26 protein-coding genes are annotated in these 26141 nt (G+C 61.9%); 17 read left to right on the top strand and 9 right to left on the bottom strand.

The window, feature by feature from the left end; translation table 11 throughout:
* Positions 1-18: 18 nt before the first annotated feature.
* Positions 19-972, bottom strand: a complete 954-nt coding sequence (locus EL191_RS13080) for a triacylglycerol lipase (RefSeq protein ID WP_041978925.1) — start codon at positions 970-972, stop codon at positions 19-21.
* A 501-nt stretch (positions 973-1473) separates the two neighbouring features.
* Here EL191_RS13080 and EL191_RS13075 point away from each other — a divergent pair.
* Together EL191_RS13075 and EL191_RS13070 are read left to right on the top strand one after the other, a co-directional pair.
* Positions 1474-1782, top strand: a complete 309-nt coding sequence (locus EL191_RS13075) for a hypothetical protein (protein ID WP_013715774.1) — start codon at positions 1474-1476, stop codon at positions 1780-1782.
* Positions 1783-1789: 7 nt separating this feature from the next.
* Positions 1790-2002 carry a hypothetical protein gene (locus EL191_RS13070; protein WP_041769465.1) on the top strand — a complete coding sequence of 71 codons (213 nt, stop codon included), beginning with the start codon at positions 1790-1792 and terminating at the stop codon, positions 2000-2002.
* Here the strand turns inward: EL191_RS13070 and greB are convergent.
* The 3 genes from greB to EL191_RS13055 are packed head-to-tail and all read right to left on the bottom strand — an operon-like array spanning position 1993 to position 5732.
* Entirely contained in the window at positions 1993-2490 is a 498-nt protein-coding gene (greB, locus tag EL191_RS13065) for a transcription elongation factor GreB (protein WP_013715773.1), read from the bottom strand. The two genes, EL191_RS13070 and greB, sit on opposite strands and share 10 nt — an antisense overlap.
* 54 nt (positions 2491-2544) lie before the next feature.
* Positions 2545-5049 carry an ABC transporter permease gene (locus tag EL191_RS13060; protein ID WP_041978929.1) on the bottom strand — a complete coding sequence of 835 codons (2505 nt, stop codon included), beginning with the start codon at positions 5047-5049 and terminating at the stop codon, positions 2545-2547.
* Positions 5049-5732, bottom strand: coding sequence for an ABC transporter ATP-binding protein (locus EL191_RS13055; RefSeq protein WP_017361020.1), 684 nt, complete (start codon positions 5730-5732; stop codon positions 5049-5051). The genes EL191_RS13060 and EL191_RS13055 overlap by 1 nt, the downstream gene beginning before the upstream one ends.
* Before the next feature lie 11 nt (positions 5733-5743).
* Between EL191_RS13055 and EL191_RS13050 the strand changes: the two genes are divergently transcribed.
* The 3 genes from EL191_RS13050 (at position 5744) to EL191_RS13040 (ending at position 7749) form a co-directional block, all read left to right on the top strand.
* Complete coding sequence (locus tag EL191_RS13050) at positions 5744-6349, top strand: arylesterase (protein ID WP_041978931.1); 606 nt, start codon at positions 5744-5746, stop codon at positions 6347-6349.
* A gap of 91 nt (positions 6350-6440) precedes the next feature.
* Positions 6441-6722, top strand: a complete 282-nt coding sequence (locus tag EL191_RS13045) for a hypothetical protein (RefSeq protein WP_013715769.1) — start codon at positions 6441-6443, stop codon at positions 6720-6722.
* Between the two features lie 70 nt (positions 6723-6792).
* Positions 6793-7749 (top strand): L,D-transpeptidase family protein, encoded by a 957-nt coding sequence (locus tag EL191_RS13040; protein ID WP_041978933.1) that lies wholly within the window; start codon positions 6793-6795, stop codon positions 7747-7749.
* A 145-nt stretch (positions 7750-7894) separates the two neighbouring features.
* On the opposite strand, the gene oprI is transcribed toward EL191_RS13040, so the two are convergent.
* The gene (gene oprI / locus EL191_RS13035; RefSeq protein WP_003239826.1) at positions 7895-8146 is read right to left on the bottom strand and encodes an outer membrane lipoprotei OprI; all 252 of its coding nucleotides are present in this window, start codon (positions 8144-8146) and stop codon (positions 7895-7897) included.
* Positions 8147-8418: 272 nt separating this feature from the next.
* On the opposite strand from oprI, the gene EL191_RS13030 reads away from it, so the two are divergent.
* A complete protein-coding gene (locus EL191_RS13030) occupies positions 8419-9792 on the top strand; it encodes a GntP family permease (protein WP_041978937.1) in 1374 nt (457 codons plus the stop codon).
* A 143-nt stretch (positions 9793-9935) separates the two neighbouring features.
* Positions 9936-10208 carry a GNAT family N-acetyltransferase gene (locus EL191_RS13025; RefSeq protein WP_013715766.1) on the top strand — a complete coding sequence of 91 codons (273 nt, stop codon included), beginning with the start codon at positions 9936-9938 and terminating at the stop codon, positions 10206-10208.
* Positions 10209-10304: 96 nt separating this feature from the next.
* On the opposite strand, the gene EL191_RS13020 is transcribed toward EL191_RS13025, so the two are convergent.
* The gene (locus EL191_RS13020; protein ID WP_041978939.1) at positions 10305-11381 is read right to left on the bottom strand and encodes a 3-deoxy-7-phosphoheptulonate synthase; all 1077 of its coding nucleotides are present in this window, start codon (positions 11379-11381) and stop codon (positions 10305-10307) included.
* A gap of 203 nt (positions 11382-11584) precedes the next feature.
* Positions 11585-11998, bottom strand: coding sequence for a PilZ domain-containing protein (locus EL191_RS13015; protein ID WP_013715764.1), 414 nt, complete (start codon positions 11996-11998; stop codon positions 11585-11587).
* Between EL191_RS13015 and EL191_RS13010 the strand changes: the two genes are divergently transcribed.
* The 5 genes from EL191_RS13010 to cysB all read left to right on the top strand — a co-directional run bounded on the left by EL191_RS13010 (position 11997) and on the right by cysB (position 16100).
* Positions 11997-12383 carry a YbbN family protein gene (locus EL191_RS13010; protein ID WP_041978942.1) on the top strand — a complete coding sequence of 129 codons (387 nt, stop codon included), beginning with the start codon at positions 11997-11999 and terminating at the stop codon, positions 12381-12383. The genes EL191_RS13015 and EL191_RS13010 overlap by 2 nt on opposite strands.
* Complete coding sequence (locus EL191_RS13005) at positions 12383-13339, top strand: putative 2-dehydropantoate 2-reductase (protein WP_041978944.1); 957 nt, start codon at positions 12383-12385, stop codon at positions 13337-13339. The genes EL191_RS13010 and EL191_RS13005 overlap by 1 nt, the downstream gene beginning before the upstream one ends.
* 2 nt (positions 13340-13341) lie before the next feature.
* The gene (locus EL191_RS13000) at positions 13342-14247 is read left to right on the top strand and encodes a 5'-nucleotidase (RefSeq protein WP_013715761.1); all 906 of its coding nucleotides are present in this window, start codon (positions 13342-13344) and stop codon (positions 14245-14247) included.
* Positions 14248-14376: 129 nt separating this feature from the next.
* On the top strand, positions 14377-14877 hold the full coding sequence (locus tag EL191_RS12995; protein WP_013715760.1) for a universal stress protein: 501 nt from the start codon (positions 14377-14379) through the stop codon (positions 14875-14877).
* Positions 14878-15125: 248 nt separating this feature from the next.
* Positions 15126-16100 carry an HTH-type transcriptional regulator CysB gene (cysB, locus tag EL191_RS12990; RefSeq protein ID WP_013715759.1) on the top strand — a complete coding sequence of 325 codons (975 nt, stop codon included), beginning with the start codon at positions 15126-15128 and terminating at the stop codon, positions 16098-16100.
* A 62-nt stretch (positions 16101-16162) separates the two neighbouring features.
* On the opposite strand, the gene EL191_RS12985 is transcribed toward cysB, so the two are convergent.
* A complete protein-coding gene (locus EL191_RS12985) occupies positions 16163-16783 on the bottom strand; it encodes a phosphoadenosine phosphosulfate reductase domain-containing protein (protein ID WP_013715758.1) in 621 nt (206 codons plus the stop codon).
* Positions 16784-16958: 175 nt separating this feature from the next.
* Between EL191_RS12985 and thrH the strand changes: the two genes are divergently transcribed.
* Positions 16959-17576, top strand: a complete 618-nt coding sequence (gene thrH, locus EL191_RS12980; protein ID WP_013715757.1) for a bifunctional phosphoserine phosphatase/homoserine phosphotransferase ThrH — start codon at positions 16959-16961, stop codon at positions 17574-17576.
* Between the two features lie 41 nt (positions 17577-17617).
* Here thrH and pabB read toward each other — a convergent pair whose 3' ends face one another.
* Entirely contained in the window at positions 17618-18976 is a 1359-nt protein-coding gene (gene pabB, locus EL191_RS12975) for an aminodeoxychorismate synthase component I (protein WP_041978946.1), read from the bottom strand.
* A 198-nt stretch (positions 18977-19174) separates the two neighbouring features.
* On the opposite strand from pabB, the gene EL191_RS12970 reads away from it, so the two are divergent.
* From EL191_RS12970 to EL191_RS12955, 4 genes are all read left to right on the top strand, one after another.
* Complete coding sequence (locus tag EL191_RS12970; RefSeq protein ID WP_080764274.1) at positions 19175-21889, top strand: LuxR C-terminal-related transcriptional regulator; 2715 nt, start codon at positions 19175-19177, stop codon at positions 21887-21889.
* A complete protein-coding gene (locus tag EL191_RS12965) occupies positions 21886-24609 on the top strand; it encodes a helix-turn-helix transcriptional regulator (RefSeq protein WP_041978950.1) in 2724 nt (907 codons plus the stop codon). The genes EL191_RS12970 and EL191_RS12965 overlap by 4 nt, the downstream gene beginning before the upstream one ends.
* A gap of 238 nt (positions 24610-24847) precedes the next feature.
* Entirely contained in the window at positions 24848-25270 is a 423-nt protein-coding gene (locus tag EL191_RS12960) for a DUF6160 family protein (RefSeq protein WP_013715753.1), read from the top strand.
* An 84-nt stretch (positions 25271-25354) separates the two neighbouring features.
* Positions 25355-26116: a C39 family peptidase gene (locus tag EL191_RS12955; protein WP_013715752.1), complete on the top strand. Its 762-nt coding sequence runs from the start codon at positions 25355-25357 to the stop codon at positions 26114-26116.
* Positions 26117-26141 lie beyond the last annotated feature (25 nt).

Genomic DNA, 26141 nt, shown 5'->3' with positions numbered 1-26141 from the left:
CCCTACGTGGCGTGGCGGTTAGAGCCCGGCGTTCTTCAGGCGGTTGGCGTGTTGGCGGTAGACCGTCACCGGGTCGGTCTCGAACAGGCTGGTCAGGCCCAGCGTCTGGTTGACCTCGTCGAGGTGGTTCATCCGGTAGTTGTCACGAATCACCTGGCCCATGCGCGAGCTGCAGCGACCGACCAGACCGTCGTTGGCCTCGTTGCCGAAGGTCAGCGAGGAGGCACCCATCAGCAGGTCGCTCGGGTCGAGCAGGTTGGTCAATGGGCTGGTGCCGCTCCAGGAGTAGTAACGCACGCCATTGACGCTGTACGCGCCTTCGCCGCAGGCACTGGTGGGCAGGCCCTGCGGGAATTTGGCGTTGAATCGCGCTGCACCTTCGCTGTTGAGCGACTCCAGCGAACCCAGCGCGTTCTGCGGCGTGGTGCTGGAACTGCCGGAGAGGAAGTTGATCAGCGTGCCCAGGCCATTGACGATCCCCACCAGCAATGGTGTGGCGACCGGGCCGGCCGGGCCCTCGCTGACGCCCTTGAGGAAGTCGGCAGCCGCCGAGCCCTTGTGCGGTGCACCGACGCTGGTGACCGAGGCGACCAGGTCCGGGCGCACGGCGGCGACGTAGCGCGTGGTGGGGCCGCCATGGCTATGACCGATCAGGTTGACCTTGCCCTTGCCGCTGATGGCGACGATGTCCTCGACCTGCTGCAGCAACTGCTCGCCGCGAGCCTCGGAGGTATCCAGCTGGCTGACTTCGGTGACATAGACACTGGCGCCATCGCGGCGCAGGGCTGCAGGGATGCCATACCAGTAGTCGACCCCGAGGATGCTGTCGAAGCCGAGCATGCCGTGGCCAAGGACGATGGGATATTTGGTCTGGGTATAGCCTGAGGAGCCGAACCAGGCAGCCTGGGTCTGGCCGCTGGCGAGCAAGCCGGCACCAAGGCAGAGGGCGAGCAGGGTTTTATTGTTCTTCATGGGCGCTCTCGATGGGTTTTTAGAACGCTTCCTGCGAGAAAATCGCGCCCATCCAGTGGCACGTACCGCGCAAGGACGATGGCAGGAAACATGCCATTGCTGCTCATCCGCGAGCGAGCCCTCTATCACGGCACTTTTGCCAATATTGGTGCGATCTGGCGCCGATATCGCCAACTATGCTCTGTTACGTGTCGACACGTCACGTCCTGCGCGGGGCCGCAGACTGGTCTGCACGAAACGCCTCTTCATGGCCTATAAAGGCGAACGCAGGGTCAGGGGGGGCGCAGTTCATGCGCCAGCCAATCGAAGGTTGGGGTGGCGCTTTGGCGTGCCTTGACAGTGTGCCCTAGGCTTCTCTAGGATGCGCGCTGCGCCGATTTAAACAGCTACTTGCGGGGCGCCACAGGGTGTTGTCATCAGCGCCTGAAATTCCGCTAAAGCGCTGGTTCGGTGTCGCCTCTCACCGCTGCCCAGCGGGATTCTCGAGGCGGAGACGCGACCATGATCTGTCCCCAACCCCTTATTCGCCTGGCGCCCATTACCTCGGGCCTGCTGCTGCGCAATCCGCGCGTGCTGCTGGGCGGTAGCCATCAACCCACCTTGCTGCGTTATCTCGAAGGGTGGCCCAAGCGCTGGGCCGGCTCGCGGGCCTTTCGCATCCAGTTCGTGCAGAACGGCGAGTCGCTGAGCCGTTTCGCGCGGGATAGTTTCGATCTGGCCGTGATCCAGGCACCTGGCGCCGATGAGCTTGAGCAAACGGTTATCGACCTGGTGCGCGTGGCGCGCCAGGGCCTGATCACTCGCTGTTGAGCAGTCGATGCAAGAGACGGACTTTCCTCCGGGCACCTGCTTCTATATCAAGGAGTTCGATGTGCCTCTGGCTCAGGTGCCGGGGCAAGGCTGGTGGAACTGGTACGGCGGGCGGGCGCGCCGTTATGATCCTGCCGGTCTAAAGCCGGGCAACCATTGGCTGGCAGAGTCCTTCGCCGAGTGGCTGGCCTTGGTCGAGGCATCGCTCAATCAGGGATAACCGATCTCGACGATGTAGCAGGTCTTCTCGCCACTGGGGCTGTGCACGCGAACCTCTGCGTCCAGTTCCTTGCCGACCAGGGCGCGTGCCAGTGGCGAGTCGATGCTGATCAGGCCCTGCTTCAAATCCAGCTCGTCGGGACCAACGATGCGGTAGCGCGACTGCTCGCCATCCTCATCCTCGATAGTGACCCAGGCACCGAAATACACCTTGTTCGGATCGGATGGTTTTTCGCTGACCACCTTGAGCTTTTCCAGGCGCTTGGTGAGAAAGCGCACGCGGCTGTCGATTTCGCGCAGCATCTTCTTGCCGTAGGTGTACTCGGCGTTTTCCGAGCGGTCGCCCTGGGCTGCCGCTTCGCTCACCGACTGTGTCACCTGGGGCCGGCGCACATGCCACAGCTCGTGCAGCTCGGCGCGCAAGCGCGCTTCGCCTTCAGGCGTGATCAGGGGAGTACCGGCGGGACGAGGGGGACGATAGCGGCTCATGGTGTCTCAGAAAGATGAAAGGGGCGCCAGTCTAGCAAACCCCTTCCTTCAAGCTCAGCCTTCGCGCAACACGCTTAACGGGCTGGCATTTAGTGCACGGCGGGTGCCGAGAACGCCGGCCAGGCCGATCAGCAGCGCGCCAATCAGCGGCAGCAGCAGGAGCCAGGGATGAGGCTGCCAGCTCATGTCGAAGGCATAGCGATAGAGCAGAAAACTCACCAGCTCACAGCCCAATGCAGCGAGCAGGCCGGCGGCCGCGCCGAGCAGGCCGAACTCGGCACGGCGAGCGCTGATCAGCAGCTTGCGCTCGGCACCCAAGGCGCGCAGCAGCGCACCCTGGCGAATGCGCTCGTCCAGCGTGGCCTGCAACCCGGCCAGCAGCACGGTGATGCCGGCGGCGAGCACGAACAGCAGCACGTACTCGATGGCCAGGGTGACCTGGGCGAGGATACTGCGCAGCTGTGCCAGCAGCGCGTCGACCTGCAGCAGGGTGACGCTGGGGAACGCTCGGCTGAGCTTGATCAGCTCGGCATCCTGGCCGGGCGGCAGGTAGAAGCTGGTCAGATAGGTAGCGGGTAGATCCTGCAGGGTCTGCGGTTCGAAGATCATGTAGAAGTTGGGCTGGAAGCTGTCCCAGTCAACCTGGCGCAAACTGGTGACCTGTGCTTCGCGTTCGATGCCGCCGACGTTGAAGCGAAGGCGATCACCGAGCTTCAGTTGCAGGCTTTCGGCCAGTTCAGCCTCGACGGAAACGCCGGGCAGATCGCTGGCGTGCTCGGCTCCCCACCAACTGCCGGCGGTGATCAGGTTGTCCGATGGCAATTGCTCGGCCCAGGTCAGGCTCAGATCGCGTTGGATAGCGCGTTCGCCACGACTTTCCTTGGTCACCAATTGGCGTACCGGCTCGTCGTTGATCATGATTAGCCGGCCAGGCACCACCGGATACAGCGGCGCGGGATGCGGCGACAACTCTGCCAGGCGCGCGGCGAAGGCATCGCGCTCGGCTGGCAGCACATTGAGCGCGAAGTGGTTGGGCGCATCCTCCGGCAACTGGTCTTGCCAGGTGTCGAGCAGCTCGCCACGCAGCAGGGCGATCAGCGCCATGGCCAGCAGGATCAGACCGAACGCCAGCGATTGTCCGGCGGCCGCCAGCGGGTGGCGCAGCAGTTGCCCGAGCCCAAGGCGCCAGGGCAGGGCGGCGCGTTGCAGCATACGGCGCAGGCTTTGCAGGCCGAGCAGCAGCAGGCCGCCGAGCAGTAACGCCGCGAGTAGCCCGCCCCCCAGCAGCGCCAGCGTCAGTTTCAAATCCAGGCTCAGGCGCCACATGATCAGGCCCAGTGCAACCAGCGCAGCGCCATACACAAGCCAGGAGCTGGCCGGTACCGGCAGCATGTCGCGGCGCAGCACGCGCAGCGGCGGCACTCGGCCGAGAGCAGCTAATGGTGGCAGGGCGAAACCGGCCAGCGCCACCAGGCCGGTGGCCATGCCGGCCAATGCAGGCCACAGATCGGCAGGTGGTAGGTCATCGGGGATCAAGCCGCGCAGCAGATAGAACAGCACGTGCTGGCCGGCCCAGCCGAGCAGCGCGCCGAGCATGCTGGCGATCAACCCGAGCAGTGCCAGTTGCAGGCCGAACAGTGCCAGTGCCTCATGGCGTGAAAGCCCGAGGCAACGCAGCAGGGCACTTGCGTCGAAGCGGCGTGCAGCGAAGCGTGCCGCTGAAAGTGCCACCGCAACGCCAGCGAGCAGCACCGCCGCCAGGCTGGCCAGGTTCAGGTAACGCTCGGCACGGCCAAGTGCGCCACCGACCTGGCGATTACCGTCGCGGGCATCCTCCAGCCGCTGATTGGGTTCCAGGTCGGCTTCGACGGCTTGGCGGTAAGCAGCCAGTGTCTCGGTATCGCCACGCCAGAGTTCGCGAAAGCGCACACGGCTGCCGGGTTGCACGACCTCGGTGGCGGCAAGGTCGTCCAGATGCATTAGCACCCTGGGCGTCAGGCTGTAGAAGTCGCCAGCGGTGTCCGGGTCATAGGTCAGTACGCGGCTCAGACGCAACGTCTTGGCGCCGATCTCCAGCTCGTCGCCGATCTTCAGGTTCAGCGCGACCATCAGGCGTGCTTCGGCCCAGACCTCACCGGGACGCGGGCCAGAGCCCACTTCTTCTGCTGCGTAAGGTTCGGCCGCGCTTCTCAGTTCGCCGCGCAGCGGATATAGGCTGTTGGCGGCCTTGACGCTGGCCAGCTGAATACCATCAGCTGCGGCTACGACGCTGGAGAACTCCACTGCCTGGGCGTGATCCAGACCCAGCTTGAGCCCCGCATCGATCTGCTCCTGGCTGGCCTGCGAGCTGCCACTCAGGCGCAGGTCGGCGGCGAGAAATTCGCTGGCGCGCAGCAGCATGGCGTCGTTGAGGCGCGCGCTGAAGTAGCCGATGGCGCTGCTGGCCGCGACTGCCACCAGCAAGGCGAAGAACAGCACCCGCAACTCTCCGGCGCGGGCATCACGCAACAGTTGGCGGGCGGCGAGCGAAAACAGGCGAGCGAAGGGCACGCGTTTCATCAGGGCTCCACGCGGTCGATCAGGTGCCCGGCTTCCAGGCGGATCAGACGCTGACAGCGGTGCGCCAGGCGCTCGTCATGGGTGACCAGCACCAAGGTGGTGCCACGCTCCTGGTTGAGCTGAAACAGCAGGTCACTGATGCGCTCGCCGGTATGGCTGTCGAGGTTGCCGGTGGGTTCGTCGGCGAACAGCACGTCCGGCTCGGCGGCGAAGGCGCGGGCGATGGCCACGCGCTGTTGCTCGCCGCCGGAGAGTTGGCGTGGGTAGTGCGTCAGGCGCTGGCCGAGGCCGACGCGTTCGAGCAATGCGCGCGCACGCTGACGGGCATCGGCATGACCTTCCAGCTCCAGCGGCAACATCACGTTCTCCAGCGCATTGAGGCTGTCGAGCAACTGGAACGACTGGAAGACGAAGCCGACATGTTCTGCACGCAGACGCGCACGCTGGTCTTCATCGAGTTCGCTGAGGTTGTTGCCGGCCAGCAGCACGGCACCGGCGCTGGGCAGGTCGAGGCCGGCGAGCAAACCGAGCAGGGTGGATTTGCCGGAGCCGGAGCTGCCGACGATGGCCAGACTGTCACCCTTGGTCAGTTCGAGGTCGAGATCATGGAGGATAGTCAGCTCGCCTTCCGCGCTGCTGACCACTTTGCTAAGGTTCCGCGCAGCGAGAATGCTCGAAGTCATGGAGATTCCAAATGCGTGCATGGTGGCTCAGTGGTGCCTTGACCCTGATGTTCTGGGCTCAGGGAGCGGTTGCAGGCACCCTGCTTGTGGTCGGCGATAGTATCAGCGCCGCTTTTGGCCTGGATAGCCGCCAGGGATGGGTCGCGTTGCTGGAAAATCGCCTCAAGGAAGAGGGTTTCGAGCACTCGGTGGTCAATGCCTCGATCAGCGGCGATACCAGCGCAGGCGGCGCCGCGCGGCTGTCTGCGCTACTTGCCGAGCACAAACCGGAGCTGGTCATCATCGAGCTGGGCGGCAATGATGGCCTGCGTGGCCAACCCCCTGCACAATTGCAACAGAATCTTGCGTCGATGATCGACGCATCGCAGGCGTCCGGTGCCGAGGTACTGCTCCTGGGGATGCGCTTGCCGCCCAACTATGGCGCGCGTTACACCTCCGCTTTCGCCCAGGTGTTCGCCGACCTGGCCGAGCGGAAGCAGGTTCCACTGGTGCCGTTCTTCCTCGAGGGTGTCGGGGGCGTGCCGGGGATGATGCAGGCCGACGGCATTCATCCGACTCAGGACGCACAGGCTGTGCTGCTTGATAACGTCTGGCCGACGCTCGAACCCATGCTGTGAACACCGCTGCGCTGCGGGAAAACTGAACTGGGAGAGGCTTTTCCGCCTCAAGCCTTTCGGCTAATGTGGCCGACCTGTCACGGAGTCCCAGATGCCGCGTCTCGCCTGGTCCCTTTATGCCTATCAACTGATCGAGCCGGATGAGCAGCTGGACCTGTTCGCCTGTCGCGAGGTGCGCGTGCACCTGGTCGCTCGCCAGTTGCGCCTGGGAGGGCACGCTGATCGCACATTGTGTGGCGGCTTGTTACCGGCGCAGCCGCGTTGGCGGGCGCTGGAAAAGGTCTGGCTGCGCGACCGCCGGCTCTGTCCTGCGTGTCTGGCCACCTTCGAGGCGCAGCGCCAAGGTTTGTGCTCGAACTGGGCGGATGGCTGACGCCTGCCAGGCTTTCCAACGGCGGTGTACAATCGCCGCAATATCACTCAACTCTTCAAGGGACTCCCGGATGTTGTCGCGCTTTTCTGCGGTCAACCGCTGCCTGACGCTGCTCGCGCTGTGCTCCAGTGCTGCGGTGCAGGCTCTCGAACTTCCACTGCCGCCGCCAGGCGAAGATGTGGTGGGCCAGGTACAAGTGATCAAGGCCAAGTACGAGGACACTTTCGCCGATCTGGGAACGGCCAACGATCTCGGTTATCTGGAAATGGTCGCCGCCAACCCAGGCGTCGACCCCTGGCTGCCTGGCGAGGGCACCGAAGTCATCCTGCCGACACGGTACGTGCTGCCACCGGGCCCGCGTGAAGGCATCGTGATCAACCTGGCCGAGTATCGTCTGTACTACTTCCCGAAAGGGCAGAACGTCGTGCATACCTTCCCACTGGGCATCGGTCGTGAAGGCTGGGGTTCGCCGCTGGGTGTCGGTCGGGTAACGGTGAAGACGCCGAATCCGGCCTGGTATCCGCCCAAGTCGATCCGCGAAGAACATGCCGCTGACGGCGATATCCTGCCCACTGTAGTGCCGCCTGGCCCTGATAACCCGCTGGGCCCGTACAAGATGACGCTGTCGTTTCCGGGTTACCTGATCCATGGTTCTAACAAGAAGTTCGGTATTGGCATGCGCGTCAGTCACGGTTGCTTCCGTATGCTCAACCACAACGTGCTGGAACTGGCGGACATGGTGCCGGTCGGCACTCCGGTACGCATTCTGAACGAGCCGTACAAATTCGGCGTCAGTGGTGGCAAGGTCTATCTGGAAGCGCATGCGCCGCTGGATGATGAGGGCGATCCATCCGTCGTCGACAAGCACACGGCGGTGATCAACGCACTGCTCAAGCGTGACGAACTGAGCGGCCTGCGCCTCGACTGGGAAATGGTGCGCGAGGTGGTTGCAGCCGAAGACGGCATGCCGATGCCCATTGCCGCACAAACCGAGAGCGTGGTCGCCAACAGCGACAACCCGTTCTGATCTTTGAGTCACTGAAAAGCCCGCCCGCAATCATGTCGGCGGGCTTTTTTATTGCCTGATTGCTGGAACTGTTCGGTGTCCGTCGCAGGCAATAAAAAAGCCGCACCAGTTGCCTGGGGCGGCTTTCGAAAAAACGAGTCGCAAATTACTTGCGGCTGGCTTTTTCCAGCATGCGCAGAGCACGCTCGTTGGCTTCGTCAGCGGTCTGCTGAGCTTTCTGAGCAGCAGCCAGAGCTTCATCAGCCTTGCGGTAGGCTTCGTCGGCACGGGCTTGAGCGCGAGCAGCTGCATCTTCGGTAGCAGTCAGACGGGCTTCGGTTTCTTTGGACATGCTGCTGCAACCGGTAGCCAGAACTGCGGCCAGAGCCAGAGCAGAGAATTTCAGAACGTTGTTCATCGTGTTCCCCTTGAGGTGGAGTTTTCCATAAAAAGCAATTCCCCAACTGCGGGAAATTAGCCGGCGTACATACTACCTATTACTTTTAGTAAGTAAACGGAGCCAAGGCAAGAGTTGCAGTTTTTTTTTCTTCGGGCAGGAGGCTGCAGGGTGCGGGTTATGGGGGCTGGCTAAAAAACAGTCAGTTACGCAATCCATACAGTGTAGCGGTTGTACGAGCTGTTATAACTGTCCCGACTTTGGAGCTAAAACAATAAAAGAGGGGAAAGCCGATGCTTGGGAATTTGGGGCTCTTGGTGGGCCTGGCGCTACTTATCTTCATGGCGCTGCGCGGCGTGAACATTTTCATCGCGGCATTGCTATGTTCGATACTGGTGGCACTCACCAATGGTGTCGCCGTACCTCGTGCGCTACTTGAACACTTTCCATTCGGCCCTCTGGGCGCATTCACCTTCGCCGGCAAGTTCTTCGTACTGTTTCTCTGTGGGGCGGTCTTCGGCAAGGTCATGGCCGCCAGCCAGGCCGCCGGCAGTATCGCCCAGGCCATTACCCGAGGCTTGGGTACGCAGCGCACGCTGTGGGTGGCGATGCTCGTCTGCGCGGTGCTGACTTACGGTGGGGTGGTGGTGTTCGTGGTGATCTTCACCATGTATCCGCTAGGCATCACGCTTATGCGCGAGGCCAACCTGCCCAAGCGCCTGTTCTGCGCCGCTACGGCGCTCGGCGCCGGTACCTTCACCATGACGGCGTTGCCCGGTTCGCCATCGATTCATAACGTGATTGCTGCCAGCGCGTTGGGTACTGACCTGTTCGCCGGTACCTGGATCGGGCTGTTCGCCTCGCTGGTGATGATCGTCCTCGGTATGGCCTATCTGCAGCGCGAGTGGCGCCTGGCGCGTGAGCGCGGCGAGGGTTTCGAGGCCAATGCGCAGGACGAGCGCATGCAACAGCTGGCCGGCGCGCCGGGTAGCGGACCGCACTGGGGGCTGGCGCTGGTGCCGATCGTCGTGGTGCTGGGGATCATTCTGTTGCCGCGACTGCTTGCCCTGTCCGGTGCGGTCATACCGGGTGAAGGATCGCTGGGTGGGCTTTTGGCTTTCAGCCAGGCGCAGCCGATCCTCTGGCCCAGTCTCGCCCTGGTGATCGCCACTGGCGTCGCTGTGCTGATGTTTCCAGCCTTGCGCCGCAATACCGTGGGGTTGCTGGGGCAGGGGGCGGACGACTCGATCATGCCGCTGTTGAACACGGCGGCAGTAATCGGCTTTGGTGGGGTCGTTACTCAGACGGCTGGTTTCGCCCAGTTCGCGCAGTGGATACTGGCCGTTGACCTGCCTCCGCTGCTGTCGGTGTTCGCCTCGGTCAGCGTGGTATCGGGGATCGTTGGCTCATCTTCTGGTGGCCTGCAGATATTCATGCAGACCCTGGCGCCGCGCTATCTGGAAATGGGGATAGAGCCGGAGGTGCTGCACCGTATCGCCAACATCACTGCTGGCGGCCTGGATTCACTGCCGCATTGTGGCGCGGTGATCGCCATGCTGATGATCATGGGGCTGACGCATAAGCAGGCATACAAGGATATTTTCGTCATCACCGTACTGATCCCGGTCATCGCGGCGCTGCTCTGCATTGCGTTGTTGAGCGTCTGATTGCCCGTGGCTGGGCGCTTCGGCGCCTGATAAGCTTGACTGATCGCTGTGCCGAGGCAGTATCCGAGTTTGCGCTTTTGCCAAAGCAACGGTATGAAGTAAAAGTAGATGCGCCGCTAACGGTTGCGGCTAGAGGAGAGAAGATGAGCGAGGGGTTGTCCATCCACCATGACCAGGCGAGTCACCAGTTCGTGACCACCGTCGATGGTGATCGTGCCTATCTGGCCTACATGGATCTGGGTAAGCAGACGCTGGACATCTACCGCACCTTCGTACCCAACGCGCTGCGTGGCCGTGGTATCGCTGCGGCGCTCACCGAGCATGCCCTGCAGTATGCCGAGGGCAAGGGGTATACCGTGATTCCGTCGTGCTCCTATGTAGAACGCTACATGGAGCGACGTGCGCGTCACCAGTAGGTGTCGGTTCGGGGCGGTGGGCTGAAGCCCTCCCTACGTGTGAATGCGGATACGAAAACGCCGGGCATTGCCCGGCGTTTTCTTTTATGTCCACCCTCAGCCGCGAGGGCGCTTGGGCAGTACATCCTTGAGCTTGGCATGCATGCTGCGCAGGCTCTTTTCGGTGGTGTCCCAGTCGATGCAGGCATCGGTGATGGATACGCCGTACTTGAGGTCGCACAGGTTCTTCGGAATCGACTGGTTGCCCCAGCCAAGGTGGCTTTCGACCATCAGGCCGACGATGGAGTTATTGCCTTCGAGGATCTGGTTGGCGACATTCTCCAGCACCAGCGGCTGCAGGGCCGGGTCCTTGTTGGAGTTGGCGTGACTGCAGTCGACCATGATGTTCGGGCGGATGCCTGCTTTGGTCAGTTCCTGCTCACAAATCGCCACACTGACCGAATCGTAGTTGGGTTTACCGTTGCCGCCGCGCAGTACCACATGACCGTAGGCATTGCCCTTGGTGGTGACGATGGACACGCCGCCTTGCTGGTTGATGCCGAGGAAGCGGTGCGGGCTGGAGACTGACTGCAGCGCGTTGATCGCCACGGTCAGGCCGCCGTCAGTACCATTCTTGAAGCCGACTGCCGAGGACAGGCCAGAGGCCATTTCGCGGTGGGTCTGGGATTCGGTGGTGCGGGCGCCGATGGCCGACCAACTGATCAGGTCCTGCAGGTACTGCGGGGAAATCGGATCGAGCGCTTCAGTTGCGGTGGGCAGGCCCATTTCCGCCAGGTCGCGCAGCAGCTGACGGCCGATGTGCAGGCCATCCTGAATCTTGAACGAGTCATCCAGATACGGGTCGTTGATCAGGCCTTTCCAGCCCACCGTGGTGCGCGGCTTCTCGAAGTACACGCGCATCACCAGGAACAGGCTGTCGGACAGCTCGGCGGCCAGTACCTTGAGGCGCTCGGCATACTCGTGAGCGGCCTTGATGTCGTGGATGGAGCAGGGGCCGACGACCACGAACAGGCGATGATCCTTGCCGTCGAGGATGTCGCGTACCACCTGACGACCATGGGCGACGGTCTTCAGTGCGGCATCGGTCAGGGGGATTTCGCGTTTCAGCTGATCGGGGGTGATCAGGGTTTCGTTGGAAGCGACGTTGAGGTCGTCGATCGGTAAATCTGCCATCGTGCTATTCATCGGGTCAGGTCGTCAGGTCACGGGTGCCGGCCGCCAGCGATCCCCTATGGCGGTGCACAGCTAGTTGGTGCAGGGGGAGCCGAACCTTAGCGCGTACGGGGCTGCGCGACAATGGGCGTTAAGTTCAATGGGCCTCATAGATTGGCAGTATGAGGTGGCTGATTGCCTTGCGGATGAACGCGGCGCCTCAATCAGGCCAAATAGGGAAACTCGGCAGCATGCTTGGCTATCCAGTCCTGAGCGCATTGTTCGATGGCCAGGGTCTGGCCCGATTCCTGTTCCAGCTGCTGGCGGTAATGCTGGATCTGGCAGACCTGTTCGACCATGCGTGCGCGAAACAGGGTGTCCTCATCGATGAAGGCAATGCCCACCAGGTAATCGTTTTCCTGGCGTCGGCACCAGGCTACTACCCCTGGATAACGCGCCTGATCGCCGAGCAGTGGAATGCGCAGCTCGACAGACGTACCGCGGCGAAAGCCGCGTAACGAGTTGCATGCGACCCCGCCCAGGCTGATATTGTTCAGCCGTTGCCGGGGAATGCAGGCCTGTCTGCGCAACACCAGTTCCACCGGCATGTCGCTTGGATGACGCAGAAACTTACGCATGAACACCAACCTCGAATACAGGCAAACTGATATCAGTTGCTTCAGTATAGCGACACAGCTGGAATTGACCGATCTGGATGCTGATCGGCGTCTGCTCGATCTTCCCGGCATCTCGCTACTGGTGTTCACAAGCACGGGCTGTGCCAGCTGTCGTTGGGCACGCCAGACGCTGCCTGGCATGCCGCTTCCGGTCGAGCACCTGTGCTGGATCGACGCCGGGCATAATGCCGGTTTGGTGGCGCGCTATGAGGTCTTTCATCTGCCTTCATTGTTTCTGGTCAAGGACGGTCATTTCTTTGGCGCGTTGCATGCGCGTCTTGCCCATTCCGATCTGCTAACCGCCATTGGTGAGGCTCTGCTTCGCCCGGCTGAGGAGCTTCCCTGATGTCCCAAACCTCCGCGCCGCGTATCGGCATCATCGGCACCGGTGCCATCGGCGGCTTCTACGGCATGCTCCTGGCACGTGCCGGCCATGACGTGCACTTTCTGCTGCGCAGCGAATACGCCGCCGTCGTCGAGCGTGGCCTGCAACTGAACAGCAGCGTGCACGGCGCCCTGCGCCTGGCGCCGGTGCAGGCCTACCAGGATATCGAGGACATGCCGCAATGTGACTGGCTGCTGGTGGGCGCCAAGACCACGGCCAATGTCGAGCTTGCGCCTTTGATTGCCAAGGCTGCGGCGCCTGGTGCCAAGGTGGTGTTGTTACAGAACGGCCTGGCGGTGGAGGATGAGCTGCGTCCGTTGCTGGGTGACGATCTGCATCTGCTGGGTGGGCTTTGCTACATCTGCGTTCATCGCAGTGCGCCGGGTGTGGTTGAGCATCAGGCCTTGGGGGCGATCAATCTGGCTTACCACTCGGGGCCGGCGGATGACGACGAGGCGCGCCTGGCGCTGGCCGAGGAAGGCGCGAGCCTGCTGCGCAGCACCGGCCTTGACTCTGCAGCGATGCGCGACCTGGCGCAGACGCGCTGGCAGAAACTGGTGTGGAACATCCCGTACAACGGCCTGTCTGTGCTGCTCGATGCCGACACGCGGCGCCTGATGGGCAACGCTGATAGCCGCGCACTGATCGGCGACATGATGCAGGAAGTGGTACAGACCGCCCAGGCGCAGGGTTACACGATGCCGGAGAATTATGCGGACAAACTGCTGGCGGCGACGCAGCGTATGCCCGATTACCTGCCGAGCATGTACCACGACTTCGCTCAGGGACGGCCGGCCGAACTGCACGCCATCTATGAAGCGCCGCTGGCGGCCGCGGACGCAGCAGGTTTCGACATGCCCAAGGTGCGCGCGCTGTATCAGGCGCTACGTTTCATTCAGGCTCGCCGGGAGGCCTAAGCATGGGCAAGGGGCTGGGGGACAGGCTGGTGCTGGCGATTTCCTCGCGGGCGCTGTTCGATCTGAGCGAAAGCCACCAGATCTACGAAAGTGAAGGGGTGGAGGCTTATCGCCGTTATCAGATAGAGCATGAGGATGAGGTGCTGATGCCGGGGGACGCCTTCCCCCTGGTGGAAAAGCTGCTCGGGTTGAACACGCGGCTCAGCGAACAGCGCGTCGAGGTGATCCTGGTGTCGCGCAACAGCGCGGATACCGGCCTGCGTGCGTTCAATTCGATCCAGCACTACGGCCTCGGCATTTCCCGCGCGGCTTTTGTGGGGGGGCGCAGCCCTGATCCCTATCTGGCGGCCTTCGGCTGCCATCTGTTCCTGTCTACCCATGCCGACGATGTGCGCAATGCGCTGAAAGCCGGTTTCGGTGCGGCCACGCTGCTTTCCGGCGGCACCCGGCGGGCCAACAGCAATGAGTTGCGAATTGCCTTCGATGGTGACGCCGTGCTGTTTTCCGATGACTCCGAGCGCGTCTATCAAAGCGGCGGCCTCAATGCCTTTCAGGATCATGAGCGCGAGTCCGCTCGGCAGGCTCTGCCAGGTGGGCCGTTCAAGCCATTTCTCGCCGCATTGCACGCGTTGCAGCAGGAATTTCCCGAGGCCGAATGTCCGATTCGCACGGCGCTGGTCACTGCCCGCTCGGCGCCAGCGCATGAGCGGGTGATCCGCACGCTGCGCGAATGGAATATCCGCCTGGATGAATCCTTCTTCCTGGGCGGTCTGGACAAATCGGCAGTGCTGGAAGCCTTCGCCGCCGACGTGTTCTTCGACGACCAGACCGGCCACTGCGAAAGGGCCCGCCAGGTGGTGGCGACTGGTCATGTTCCTCATGGGGTGAGCAACGAGTTGCTGCCTTGATCCTAGCGGCGTGCAGGCGCCTAGCCGCCTGCATATAGCCATTCGTCCTAAATAACGCTGTCGATCTTGCTTTGTCTGATGCGCTGCTAAGCTCAATCAAAGGCCTGCGCCAGCAGTCGAGGAGGCCGCGTGATCCGATCGATACTCTATGCCACCGATCTGGGGCTTTATGCCTCCTACGTGCTGCAGCACGCCCTCGCTATGAGCCGCAGTTTCAAGGCCGATCTGTATGTGGTGCACGCGGTGGAACCCATGGGCCTGTTCGCCGAATCCGTGCTGCAGACCTACCTGGATGAAGAGACCCTCGTGGAGCTTCGTCGTAATGGGCTGAACACGGTTATGGCGAGTATCGAGCAGCGGGTGCTGGAGGGCTTTCGTGACGAGTTGGGCGACGGTCAGCAGGATCTTCAATTGATACGGGCGGTGCGAGTGCTGCAGGGGGATCCGCCTGCAGTAATTCTCGAGGAGGCGCAGAAACTTGGGGTTGATCTGCTGGTCGTAGGCAGTCACAGCCATGGTACGGGCCTGACCATACCGCTGGGGCGTACGGCAGCGCGAATCGTGCAATTGTCGGAGGTGCCGGTGTATCTGGTGCCCATGTTGCAGCACCGTGGGCACGGGGATCTGTAAGAGGGGGATTTCTAAAAAGTTCTAGGCTGTTCGATTAAACCAATAATATGGTTATATACGGCATTGGCAGGCTGTTGGCCTTCCTCACCAGGCCGTTGAAAAACGTAGGCGAGGCAGCCAGTGCAAGGCGAAAACAGGCGAGGACGCGGAGTTTACGAGTTGTAAATGAGCATTCCGAGCCTGTTTTCAACGCAGCAATGGCAACGCAGGTAGTTTTCAACGACTTGTTACTGCTCTGAGGGAAATATATGAAGCTTCAGCAATTGCGCTACATCTGGGAAGTTGCGCACCACGACCTCAACGTATCGGCTACCGCTCAGAGCCTTTACACCTCGCAACCAGGGATCAGCAAGCAGATTCGCTTGCTCGAGGATGAGCTGGGCGTGGAAGTTTTCGCCCGCAGCGGCAAGCACCTGACCCGCGTGACCCCAGCCGGGGAGCGCATCATCACCACGGCTGGCGAGATTCTGCGCAAGGTCGAAAGCATCAAGCAGATCGCCCAGGAATTCTCCAACGAGAAGAAGGGCACGCTGTCCATCGCTACCACCCACACCCAGGCGCGCTATGCACTGCCGCCGGTAATCAGCGCTTTCATCAAGCAGTACCCGGACGTGTCGCTGCACATGCATCAGGGCACGCCGACGCAGATCGCCGAGATGGCCGCCGATGGCAGCGTCGACTTCGCCATCGCTACCGAGGGCCTGGAGCTATTCAACGACCTGATCATGATGCCGTGCTACCGCTGGAACCGGTGCGTGGTGGTGCCGCAGGGGCATCCGTTGACCAAGCTGCCGAAGCTGACCCTCGAAGCCTTGGCCGAGCACCCCATCGTCACCTATGTATTCGGTTTCACCGGGCGCTCGAAGCTGGATGAAGCCTTTAGCCATCGCGGCCTGACGCCCAAGGTGGTATTCACCGCAGCCGACGCCGACGTGATCAAGACCTACGTGCGCCTGAATCTAGGTGTCGGCATCGTGGCCAAGATGGCCGTCGACCCCAAACTGGACCCGGATCTGGTGGTGCTCGACGCCGACGACCTGTTCGAGCCCAGCGTGACCAAGATTGGCTTCCGTCGCGGCACCTTCCTGCGCGGCTTCATGTGCGACTTCATCGAGCGTTTCGCCCCGCACCTGACTCGCGACATGCTGGCCAAGGCGGTGCAGTGCCACAACAAGTCCGAACTCGAAGACCTGTTTGCGGATGTCGAGTTGCCGATGCACTGAAACAGACGCTGGAACGAAACATGGCGCCCAAGGGCGCCATGTTTCGTTCCAACCAGTGCCAATCAGTGGCTGAGGTGCAGGCCGCACTCGCGATTGTCTTCACCCTTGGTCGGGTCGTAGTAATCGAATTCGTTCGGCAAGTCGTGAGCGACCAGGTACTGGTAAAGGTCCTTGGAGGACCAGTGCAGCAGCGGGGCGACCTTGATCAGGCCGTCCGGGTTGATGCTGATCGGCTCCATCTGCGCACGCACGGCGGTGTCGGTGGCGCGCAGGGCGGTGAACCAGACGCTCGGTGCGGTCTCGCGCAGCGCGCGGGCGAACGGCTCGAGCTTCACTTCTTCGGTGAAGGCCGCGTGGCGCGGATCGTCCAGGCCGGGAACCGGACCGTCGATGGCCTCGCGATGGGCGCGCGAGCGCTTGGGCAGGTAGGTGATCAGGTTGAGGCCCAGCTTGCGCGTCACCTCGTCGGCGAAGCGATAGGTGGCTTCGGTGTTGTAGCCGCTGTCCATCCAGACCACCGGGATATCCGGTTTGACCTGGCTGACCATGTGCAGGATTACCGCTTCGAATGGGCGAAAGTTGGTGGTGCAAATGGCGGGTTTGCCCAGTCCGATGGCCCACTGCACCAGCTTTTCAGGCTGGTTGCCGAATTCGGCGTTGAGCGCGTCCAGGTCGAGTTCCATGTTGAGGACTCCAGATCGTGTGCGTGATGGCGCGATGGTAACAAAGCCCGGTTATGCGGCTAAATAACTAAGGCGCTTGATGTCCTTCATTCGAGTTATAAGCAGGTCGCGTTGCGCCAGCCAAGCCCAGCGGCTAGAGTGCCGGCTCCTTTTTGGCTCAACCGAGGAGTGGCCTGTGGAAATCGCGTGTCTCGACCTGGAAGGCGTACTGGTCCCGGAAATCTGGATCGCCTTCGCGGAAAAAACCGGCATCGAGTCGCTCAAGGCGACCACCCGCGACATCCCCGATTACGACGTGCTGATGCAGCAGCGTCTGCGTATTCTCGACGAGCACGGCCTGAAGCTGAAGGACATTCAGGACGTGATCGCCACGCTCAAGCCGCTCGAGGGCGCGGTCGAGTTCGTCGACTGGCTGCGCGAGCGCTTCCAGGTGGTGATCCTCTCCGACACGTTCTACGAGTTCTCCCAGCCGCTGATGCGCCAGCTCGGTTTCCCGACCCTGTTGTGCCATCGTCTGATCACCGACGAGAGCGATCGCGTGGTCAGTTACCAGCTGCGCCAGAAGGACCCCAAGCGCCAGTCGGTGATCGCCTTCAAGAGCCTGTACTACCGTGTGATCGCAGCGGGTGATTCGTACAATGACACCACCATGCTCAGCGAAGCCCATGCCGGCATTCTGTTCCATGCGCCGGACAACGTGATCCGCGAGTTCCCGCAGTTTCCGGCGGTGCACACCTATGAGGATCTGAAGCAGGAGTTCCTCAAGGCATCGAACCGTAAGCTGAGCCTATAAGAACGATGAAATAAAAAACGCCGCGGTTTCGCGGCGTTTCGTTAAGCCTGTCTGTCCGGCAGGCGCTCCAGCGTCTCCAGCAGCACTTTGACCTTGGTGATCGACTCCTGATACTCGGCCTGCCAGTTAGAGTCGGCGACGATGCCGCCACCGCCCCAGCAACTGACCTTGCCATCCTTGACCAGCAGGCTGCGGATGGCGATGGAGCTGTCCATCTCGCCGCGCACGTCGAGATACAGCAAGGAGCCGCAGTAGAGTCCGCGCCGGGTCGGCTCCAGCTCGTCGATGATCTGCATGGCGCGGATCTTCGGTGCGCCGGTAATTGAACCACCCGGGAAACTGCCGGCGATCAGGTCGAGCGCATCCTTGTCGGGTGCCAACTCTGCGGTCACGCAACTGACCAGATGATGCACGTTGGGATAGCTTTCCAGGGCGAACAGCTCCGGCACCTTGACCGAGCCGGTACGGCAGCTGCGACCGAGATCGTTGCGCAGCAGATCGACGATCATCAGGTTCTCGGCGCGATCCTTACGGCTCGCCAGCAGCTCCTGGGCCTGGGCCTGGTCATCCTCAGCATCATCGCCACGGCGGCGGGTACCCTTGATCGGGCGTGTTTCTACCTGGCCCGCGCTGACCTTGAGAAAACGTTCCGGCGACAGACTGAGAATGGCATTGCCATCGCCCAGGCTCTGGAAACCCGAGAAGGGAGTGGGGCAGGCCTGGCGCAGCGCCAGGTAAGCCGTCCACGGATCGCCTGAACAGGGAGCCTGAAAGCGCTGGGCGAAGTTCACCTGATAACAGTCGCCCGCGAGGATGTAGCTCTGGATGCGTTCGATCGCCTGGCGATAGCGCTGCTGGTCGATATCGGCCTGGAATGGTTGGCTCAATTGGAAGGGGGCAAGGTCCTCGCTGTGCGGTGCTTCGAAAAGCGCCTGTAGGCGCTGGCGTTCCGCATGCGGCAGGCTCGGGTGAAACAGCAGGGTACTGCTGCCAAGCTGGTGATCGCTGATCAGCGCCCATGCGTAGAGACCGAACCGCGCATCTTCGAGGCCAAGGTCATCCATGCTCTGCTCGGGCAGCGCTTCCAGGCGGCGACCGAAGTCGTAGGACAGGTAACCGATCAGGCCGCCGACGAATGGCAGCGGCTGCTGTACCGGCGCTTCTGCATGGCCAAGGCTCTGCAGCGCGTCGCGCAGGCGTTGCAGAAAATCGTTGGCCGATTCGTCGGCTGTCGGCGCCAGCTCTGCCAATGGCCAGGCGCTCATAAGGTCATAGCGTCCACGCTCGGCATTCGGGCGCCCAGCATCCAGCAGTACGGCACCGGGGGCATGGCGAATGCGCCGGAAGTAGTCACTGGGGTCCGTTCGGTAAGGAAGAGGGTACAGGAAGCAGCTGGGCATGCGTGGCAGTCGGAAGAGATGAAAGGGCGATTGTAGTCCGCCGCTAACATTCATCCTAGAGCCCGCGCCGGGTTTACTCGGCCGCGTTCGGCTGATTAGTATGGCGCTGTGCCAGGATGTTGAATGTAGGGCCCTTTTTCGTGTGAAACGGGTAAGGGCCCCGAGTACCCAAACAATAATTTATAAGGGATCCAGGCCATGGATGTAGTGATAGGTCCAGCCGCTGGAAGCCTGCTGCGTTCGAAATTGTCGCCGCCCCAGGCATCTGCGGACTATTTGGCAAGACCCCAGGTCGAAGCCGCGCTTTCAGCCCATCCCCATGCCCGCCTGGTGCTGTTTTGTGCGCCGGCCGGCTTCGGCAAGACCACCGCTCTGGCCATGCTGGCCGAGCAGCGTCGCCAGTCTGGCAGCGCGGTTGCCTGGCTATCGCTGGGCTCCGATGACGATGAGCCGATCCGTTTCTTCCAGCAACTGATCGAAGCACTGGCACGGGCACTACCGGGTCTGGGTGACGATGCGCTGGCTTACCTGCGCAATACCATGCGTGTGCCGGTCGAAGCGGTAATGGAAAGCCTGCTGGTGGATCTGTCGCAGCGTACCGAACCTCTGCTGCTGATACTCGATGATCTGCACCTGATCCAGGATGGCGAACTGCTCGCGGCGCTCAGTCGTCTGGTCAAGCTGGCGCCACCCAATTTCACCCTGGCGATCGGTAGTCGCTCGCAGCCGGCCCTGGGCCTGGCCACGTTGCGAGCCAAGGGGCTGCTACTGGAGCTTGGCAGCGATGAGCTCAGGCTCAATCAGGATGAGGCACGCAGCTATCTGGAGCGCAGCGGCCTGCAGCTCAATCCCGAAACATTCGGTGCTCTCTACAGCCATACCGAGGGCTGGATGGTCGGCGTACACCTGGCCAGCCTGTGGCTGCGCAATCACCCTCAACCGACGCAGCGCATGGCCGAACTGGGTGCCGACAAGCATGCAGTCGGTGATTACCTGCTGCGCTCGGTCTTCGAGCAGTTGCCAGTCGAGCGTCAGGAGCAGTTGCTGGCATTGGGCGTGGCGCAGCAGCTCAGTGGTGATCTGGCCAATGCCCTGACCGCGCGCCAGGATGGCCAGCAACTGCTAGAGGAACTGGAGGCTATGCAGCTGTTTCTCCTGCCCATGGACCGCGAGCGCCAGTGGTATCGCTTCCACAACCTGTTTGCCGAGTTCCTTCGTGGCCGCCTCAAGGAGCGTGACCCGGAGCGCTTCAAACAACTGCATTTCAATGCCAGCCTGTGGTTCACCAATCACCACATGCAGAACCTGGCCATCGAGCACGCCTGCCTCGCCGAAGATGCCGAGATGCTCGCGGCGCTGCTCGATGGCTGCGGGCTGGAGCTGATCAACCGCGGCCAGCTCAATCTCATCTACAAGTGGCGCCAGCACGTGCCGGACGAAATCGCCGCGCGCTTTCCTGTACTGGTGCTGGCCGATGTCTGGACCCGGGCGACCGAAATGGGACTGAGCGAAGCCAATCGAATGCTCGACGAGCTGCTGGCACGCTGGGGAGAGTCGCGTAGCAGCGGGCCGCTGAGTGACAAAGTCCTGGCTACTCTGGCGATCAAGGCGGTGATTGCGCTGCAAAAGGACGATCTGGACACCTGCGTCAACCTGGCCCGGCGCATAGAAGCGCAGTTGGGCCAGCACACCGCGTTTCTCGAGGTGGCGATCCTTACCGTCGGTGCCCTGGCCAATGTCATGCTTGGTCAGGCCGAGCAAGCGCGTAAGCTGCTGGCGTTGGCGCAACAGCGCAACCATTTCCTCGAAGGCCGTTACCTAGACATGCAACTGGCCAACGTCGAAGTTCTACTGTGTCTGGAGCAGGGCCGGGTAAAGCAGGCGCAACTGCTGTTCGAGCAACTGCGTGCGCGCATGATGCCCTGGTTTGGCGAGAAGTCTCGGGCTCTGGTCTTGCCGGCCATCACCGAGTCGCTGATCGCCTACCACCAGGGGCGTCTCGACGGTCTGCAGGATCGTCTGCGCTGGGCCCTGGCCACGATCGATGTAATCAACCCGATCGATCTCTATGCCCAGGCGATGCTCTATCTGGCCCGCGTTCAGCGCCTGCAAGACACCCCGAAAGACGCGATTGCGACCTTGGTGCTGATGCAGAACCTGGCGGCGCGCAACCATTCCTGGCGCTTCTACGTGCAGGCGGTAGGTGAGGAGATCGCGCTGATTCTCCAGGAACCGGTGGCCGACCGCAGCAAGCGCGCGGAGCAGCGTCTGAAGTCGGTGGACTGGGCCAAGCTGGCTGGCCACTACAAGCAGCGCAGCTTCAATCCTGTGTCATGGGTGCTTGGCCTGACCCGCATTCGCCTGCAGCAGGCACGTGGGCATTACAGCGAAGCGCTGCACGAGATCACCCAGCTGCGCGGTCAACTGCAGAGCGGCTGGCAGGGGTTGCACCGCCTGCGCCTGGATCTGCTCGCGGCGCTGAGCTACCAGCGCCTGGGTTATCAGGAGCGCGCGCAAAGCCTGCTGGTGCAGTGCCTGATCGGTGCGGAACGAGAGGAGACCCGCAGCCTGTTCATCGAGGAGGGCGAGGCCATCCGCCAGCTGCTTCAGCAACTGGAGTCCGCCGAGCGTCAGCCGGCTTTGCAGGCATTCATCCGCAGCCTGCTGAGCGCTTGGCCAGGCCAGGAGGCGAGGCAGGCCCTCGATGTGCTGGAGGAGGGGTTGACCGAGCGCGAGCGCGAAGTGGTCTGCCTGGCTGCCAAAGGCATGTCCAACGAGGAAATTGGCCAGCAGTTGTCGCTGGCACTGGGGACTGTCAAATGGCACCTGCACAACATCTACGAAAAGCTCAAGGTGCGTAATCGCACCCAAGCCATCCGTCGTGCCCGCGAGCTGAGCCTACTCGAATCATGAACAGTCATAATCCGTCCTGCCCGGCAGCAGCACCGCTGTTGCGCACCAAACTGTATCCCGCCCACGCCGAGGGAGCTCCGCTGCTGGAGCGCTCGGCATTGCTCGAACGCTTGCTGGAGGCTCGCGAGCAGCGCCTGATAATCCTCAGCGCACCCGCAGGCTTTGGCAAAAGTACGGTCCTTAGTCAGTTGCGCACTCGCTTGCAGGAGCAGGGCGCGCGTGTCGCCTGGTTGTCTTGTGATGAGAGCGACGGCGAGCCAGCGCGGCTTCTGCAGTACCTGGTCGCTGCAATCGGCGCCGTCTGCCCCGGGTTCGGCAGCAGCGCCACGGCCCTGCTGCAGGGCGAAGTCAGCTGGCCGGTGGAGGCTGTCATCGATGCGTTTCTCGACGACCTCAAGGGCCTATCGGAAGACCTCTATCTGATGCTCGATGACTTTCACCGTATTCGTCATCCGTCTCTCGGCCAGAGCTCGCGCTATCTGGTCGAACGCCTGCCCAGCCAGGTGAGACTGGTAGTCAGTACTCGTTATCAGCCGCGCTTTCTCGACGAACTGCCAACACTCGGTGCCTGGGCCTTCTGGCTGAAGGCCGAAGACCTGCGCCTGACGCGCGCGGAGACTGCGGCATATTTTCGTGACATCAAGTGCATCGCGCTCGAAGAAAGCGAGCTCAACCAGTTGTATGGGCGCACGGAAGGTTGGATCACTGCCCTGCATCTTGCGGCGTTGGCCTTGCCGCGTCAGCAGAACCGCGCCGCCTTTCTTGCCGGTTTGTCTGGCGCCGAGCGCAATATCGCCGATTACCTGGCCGAAGACGTAGTGGCCAGCCTGCCCGAGGCCGTGCAGCTGTTTCTCGACCAGACCTCGGTACTCGATGAATTCAATGCCGAACTATGTAACGCATTGACCGGGCGCCAGGACGGGCACGAAATGCTGCGTCGGCTGAAGGGCGAACAGTTGTTCGTGATTCCGCTGGACGAGCAGGGCGAGTGGTTCCGCTATCACCATCTGTTTGCCGAATTTCTCCAGGGGCGGCTCACCAAGCGTGGCGATCCTGCCCATCTGCTGCACGCCGCCGCGCGTTGGTGTGAAAGCCATGATCTGGCCGACAAGTCGATCAAGTACGCGTTGCGCGCGCGTGATTATGCGTTCGCTGCTGAGTTGCTGGAGCGCCAGGGGGCCAGGCTGATCGCCGGCAACCGGGTCTACGGCATTCTCGCGATTCTCAAGGACATCCCGCCGGTGGTGATCACCGAGCAGCCGGTGTTCCAGATCTTTTATGCCTGGCAGTTGGCCTTCGAGCAGAAATTCGCCGAGTCCGAAGCCTTGATCGAGGAAGTCAGCACTCGACTCATGCAAGGACGCGGCAAGGGCATGCATTTTGGCCTGATCGAACTGTTGGCTGCCGCTCAGGTACTCAAGGCGCTGGTTCTGCTCTATCAGGACAAGCTCGAAGCCTGTCTCAAGGTCGCCGGCCACTGGCTGGGCCTGGTGCCGCAGAATCAGCCGGTGTTCCGTGCCAGCCTGGCCTGCGTGCAGGCAGCAGCGTTCGCCTTGCTCGGCGAGTTCGGCGAGGCGGCCAAGGCGATCGCCGTGGCGCGAGAGAACCTGCGCCAATGCGAGAGCGAATACCTGCACGTCATGGCCAGCCTGATCGAGGCCTTGATCTGCAAGGAATATGGCGAACTGGAGCGCGGCCGCGCCTTGGCCGAGACAGCGCGGGCGCGGGTCGAGCAGGTGTTTGGACGGCGTAGTCGGGTCGGCGGCCCGCTCGGCCTGGCCTACGCCGACTTGCTGTACGAGCAGGATCGACATGGCGCAATCCTCGCCGAGTTGCCGCTGGCCACCACCTGGCGCGACGTTGCCACGCCGGTGGAGTTGATCAGCCGCGGCAGGCTGGTCATGGCGCGTGCACGTTTCTTCGCCGGTGCCGCGGAGCAGGGGTTGGAGGAGCTGGATGAATGGCTGGCCGGCTTGCAGGGGCCGGGCTACGAACGGGTGTTCGCCATCGCCATGGGCTGCAAGGTGCAGTTCCTGCTGTGGCTGCGCCGGCCTAATGAAGCGCAGCGCATCTACTTGCAGTTGGAGCGCCACCTTGCAGCGCTGCCGATCGAACGTTATGGCGATGCCCATACTGCGTTGGCGCTGAGTGAGGCGCGCCTGGCGCTGAGCGAGCGTAGGGTGGAAAAAGCCCAGGCCAGCCTGGAGGCGTGTCTGGCCAAGCAGGGCGCCGAGCACCAGCGTGACCGGCGTCTGCGTCTGAGCCTGTTACTTTCTGTGGCGTACTGGCGCAAAGGTAACAGCGAAAAAGCCTTCGCGCTGTTGCGTACAACGCTGGAGGAAGCTTGGCAATGCGGCTATCGCCGGCTGTTTCAGGACGATGCTCTGTGGCTGCTGCCGCTCTGGGATGCTTGGAAAAGTGCCGAGCCCAAACGAGCATCCGCCTGGCAAGGTGTCGCTGAAACGCTTCGCGAACAGTGCCGGAGATTGTCTATCGACCCTGAAAGTTTCGATGAAAATCAGGATGTTAGCCATCGAGAACGAGAAATCCTGCGGCTCGTGGCGGCCGGGCTGTCGAATCGCGATATCGCCCAGGCGGTGCATTTGTCCGAGGCCACCATCAAGTGGCACCTGCATAACCTGTTTTCCAAGTTGGGCGTACGCAGCCGTACTCAAGCCGTGCTCAAAGGCAAAAGTCTGGGGCTGCTGAGCGAGGCCTGAAGCGTTGCAGGGGGAAGCAATAGCCATGCGCCATCCCTTGGATGGGCTGGCAGTTGAATGGCGGGTCAGTAGCTTGTAGCCATCTCGAAGCGCAATGCGTTTCGCGAATCCAAACCTGGCGTACCTAAGGAAGCCGCGGCAGGTCTGGTGATCGGCATGGGCCGATCAGGCTGCTCGTGAATAGGACGTCACCGGCAGAGCCCGGGGAACCCCCATTTGAACTGTGGAGATAACAACAATGATGACCCTGAAGAAAATCGCTCTTGCCGCCGCCGTCATGGCTGTCCCGTTCATGGCCCAGGCCGACCTCAAAGCGCTGGATGACACCGATCTGGCCGGCGTCACCGGTCAGGCTGGTATCAGCATCGCCGGTAACTTCGATGCCACCATCGGCTCGATCGTCTACACCGATACCGAGACCGGTGTCAGCGATGGCAGCAACAGCCTGAGCCTGAATACCGTCAGCCTGTCGGGTTTCAACATCGACGAGTCCAACCCGCTGACCATCGACGTCAAGGACAACAAGCTGGAAATCGGCCTGCCGGGCATCAACGGTGGTGTTTCGGTCAGCTCGGTGAAAATCGGCAACAACAGCATTGGTGGTGTGGCCATCAATGGCCTGGACATGGCCGGCTCCACCGTCAAGATCTGGGGTCATTGATCCTCGCCTGATCCGATCCACAGGAGCTCCGTCGCTGCTCGCGACTGGGCTCCTGCCTCGTTTTACGCAGTCGCGGATTGACCAATGATCGAAATTCTCGTGGGCAGCCTGATCGGTTTGTACGGTTTTACCGAGGCTGTCGACATCAAACCGCAGCCTACCGGCACGGTGAACATTACCCAGCCGCTGGTGCCCAACGGCCCCTTGCGTGAGTCGGTGGTGCTCGAGCCGATGAGTCAGTTGCAATTTCGCAACGTGATCCGCCAGGCCTATGACTACAGCTGCGGTTCTGCAGCATTGACCACGCTGCTGGACTACTTCCTCGGGCGCAATCTGGAAGAGCGCCAGGTGATGGAAGGGCTGCTGCATTTCGGTGAGGCCGAGAAGATCGTCGAGCGTCGTGGTTTCTCCCTGCTCGACATGAAGCGCTTCGTCACCGCCCTGGGCTACAAGAGCGGTGGCTTTCGCGCCGGTTTCGATGATCTGGCGCAGCTGGAACATCCAGCCATCGTGCCCATCGAGTACGCCGGCTTCAAACATTTCGTGGTGGTGCGTGACGTCTACAACGAACACGTGTTCGTCGCCGACCCGGCACTGGGCAACATCAGTTTCACCCGCGTGCGCTTCGAGGAAATCTGGGACCAGAACGTATTGTTCGTGATCTTTCCCAGCGGCAACGAGCCGCCCAATGCCATGGAGTTGACCGATCGCGACCTGCGCATCATCGACGACCGCACCATCAGCATGCTGGCTTTCCGCGAGTTTCCGCAGATGGCCAAGTTCACCACGAATCAGGCCGACCAACTGGGGTCGGGAGGCGACATCCAATACATTCGCCGCAAGTGATTTGCCCGGCATAACAATAACGATC

It is taken from the genome of Pseudomonas mendocina, assembly GCF_900636545.1.
GTDB classification, from domain to species: domain Bacteria; phylum Pseudomonadota; class Gammaproteobacteria; order Pseudomonadales; family Pseudomonadaceae; genus Aquipseudomonas; species Aquipseudomonas mendocina.
This window is presented reverse-complemented; position numbering and strand designations above follow the sequence as displayed.

Excerpts from the sequence above, each read along its gene's own strand:
- EL191_RS13080 (WP_041978925.1), bottom strand. The coding sequence starts at position 972 with ATGAAGAACAATAAAACCCTGCTCGCCCTCTGCCTTGGTGCCGGCTTG.
- EL191_RS13075 (WP_013715774.1), top strand. The coding sequence starts at position 1,474 with ATGATCTGTCCCCAACCCCTTATTCGCCTGGCGCCCATTACCTCGGGC.
- EL191_RS13070 (WP_041769465.1), top strand. The coding sequence starts at position 1,790 with ATGCAAGAGACGGACTTTCCTCCGGGCACCTGCTTCTATATCAAGGAG.
- greB (WP_013715773.1), bottom strand. The coding sequence starts at position 2,490 with ATGAGCCGCTATCGTCCCCCTCGTCCCGCCGGTACTCCCCTGATCACG.
- EL191_RS13060 (WP_041978929.1), bottom strand. The coding sequence starts at position 5,049 with ATGAAACGCGTGCCCTTCGCTCGCCTGTTTTCGCTCGCCGCCCGCCAA.
- EL191_RS13055 (WP_017361020.1), bottom strand. The coding sequence starts at position 5,732 with ATGACTTCGAGCATTCTCGCTGCGCGGAACCTTAGCAAAGTGGTCAGC.
- EL191_RS13050 (WP_041978931.1), top strand. The coding sequence starts at position 5,744 with ATGCGTGCATGGTGGCTCAGTGGTGCCTTGACCCTGATGTTCTGGGCT.
- EL191_RS13045 (WP_013715769.1), top strand. The coding sequence starts at position 6,441 with ATGCCGCGTCTCGCCTGGTCCCTTTATGCCTATCAACTGATCGAGCCG.
- EL191_RS13040 (WP_041978933.1), top strand. The coding sequence starts at position 6,793 with ATGTTGTCGCGCTTTTCTGCGGTCAACCGCTGCCTGACGCTGCTCGCG.
- oprI (WP_003239826.1), bottom strand. The coding sequence starts at position 8,146 with ATGAACAACGTTCTGAAATTCTCTGCTCTGGCTCTGGCCGCAGTTCTG.
- EL191_RS13030 (WP_041978937.1), top strand. The coding sequence starts at position 8,419 with ATGCTTGGGAATTTGGGGCTCTTGGTGGGCCTGGCGCTACTTATCTTC.
- EL191_RS13025 (WP_013715766.1), top strand. The coding sequence starts at position 9,936 with ATGAGCGAGGGGTTGTCCATCCACCATGACCAGGCGAGTCACCAGTTC.
- EL191_RS13020 (WP_041978939.1), bottom strand. The coding sequence starts at position 11,381 with ATGGCAGATTTACCGATCGACGACCTCAACGTCGCTTCCAACGAAACC.
- EL191_RS13010 (WP_041978942.1), top strand. The coding sequence starts at position 11,997 with ATGAACACCAACCTCGAATACAGGCAAACTGATATCAGTTGCTTCAGT.
- EL191_RS13015 (WP_013715764.1), bottom strand. The coding sequence starts at position 11,998 with ATGCGTAAGTTTCTGCGTCATCCAAGCGACATGCCGGTGGAACTGGTG.
- EL191_RS13005 (WP_041978944.1), top strand. The coding sequence starts at position 12,383 with ATGTCCCAAACCTCCGCGCCGCGTATCGGCATCATCGGCACCGGTGCC.
- EL191_RS13000 (WP_013715761.1), top strand. The coding sequence starts at position 13,342 with ATGGGCAAGGGGCTGGGGGACAGGCTGGTGCTGGCGATTTCCTCGCGG.
- cysB (WP_013715759.1), top strand. The coding sequence starts at position 15,126 with ATGAAGCTTCAGCAATTGCGCTACATCTGGGAAGTTGCGCACCACGAC.
- EL191_RS12985 (WP_013715758.1), bottom strand. The coding sequence starts at position 16,783 with ATGGAACTCGACCTGGACGCGCTCAACGCCGAATTCGGCAACCAGCCT.
- pabB (WP_041978946.1), bottom strand. The coding sequence starts at position 18,976 with ATGCCCAGCTGCTTCCTGTACCCTCTTCCTTACCGAACGGACCCCAGT.
- EL191_RS12970 (WP_080764274.1), top strand. The coding sequence starts at position 19,175 with ATGGATGTAGTGATAGGTCCAGCCGCTGGAAGCCTGCTGCGTTCGAAA.
- EL191_RS12965 (WP_041978950.1), top strand. The coding sequence starts at position 21,886 with ATGAACAGTCATAATCCGTCCTGCCCGGCAGCAGCACCGCTGTTGCGC.
- EL191_RS12960 (WP_013715753.1), top strand. The coding sequence starts at position 24,848 with ATGATGACCCTGAAGAAAATCGCTCTTGCCGCCGCCGTCATGGCTGTC.
- EL191_RS12955 (WP_013715752.1), top strand. The coding sequence starts at position 25,355 with ATGATCGAAATTCTCGTGGGCAGCCTGATCGGTTTGTACGGTTTTACC.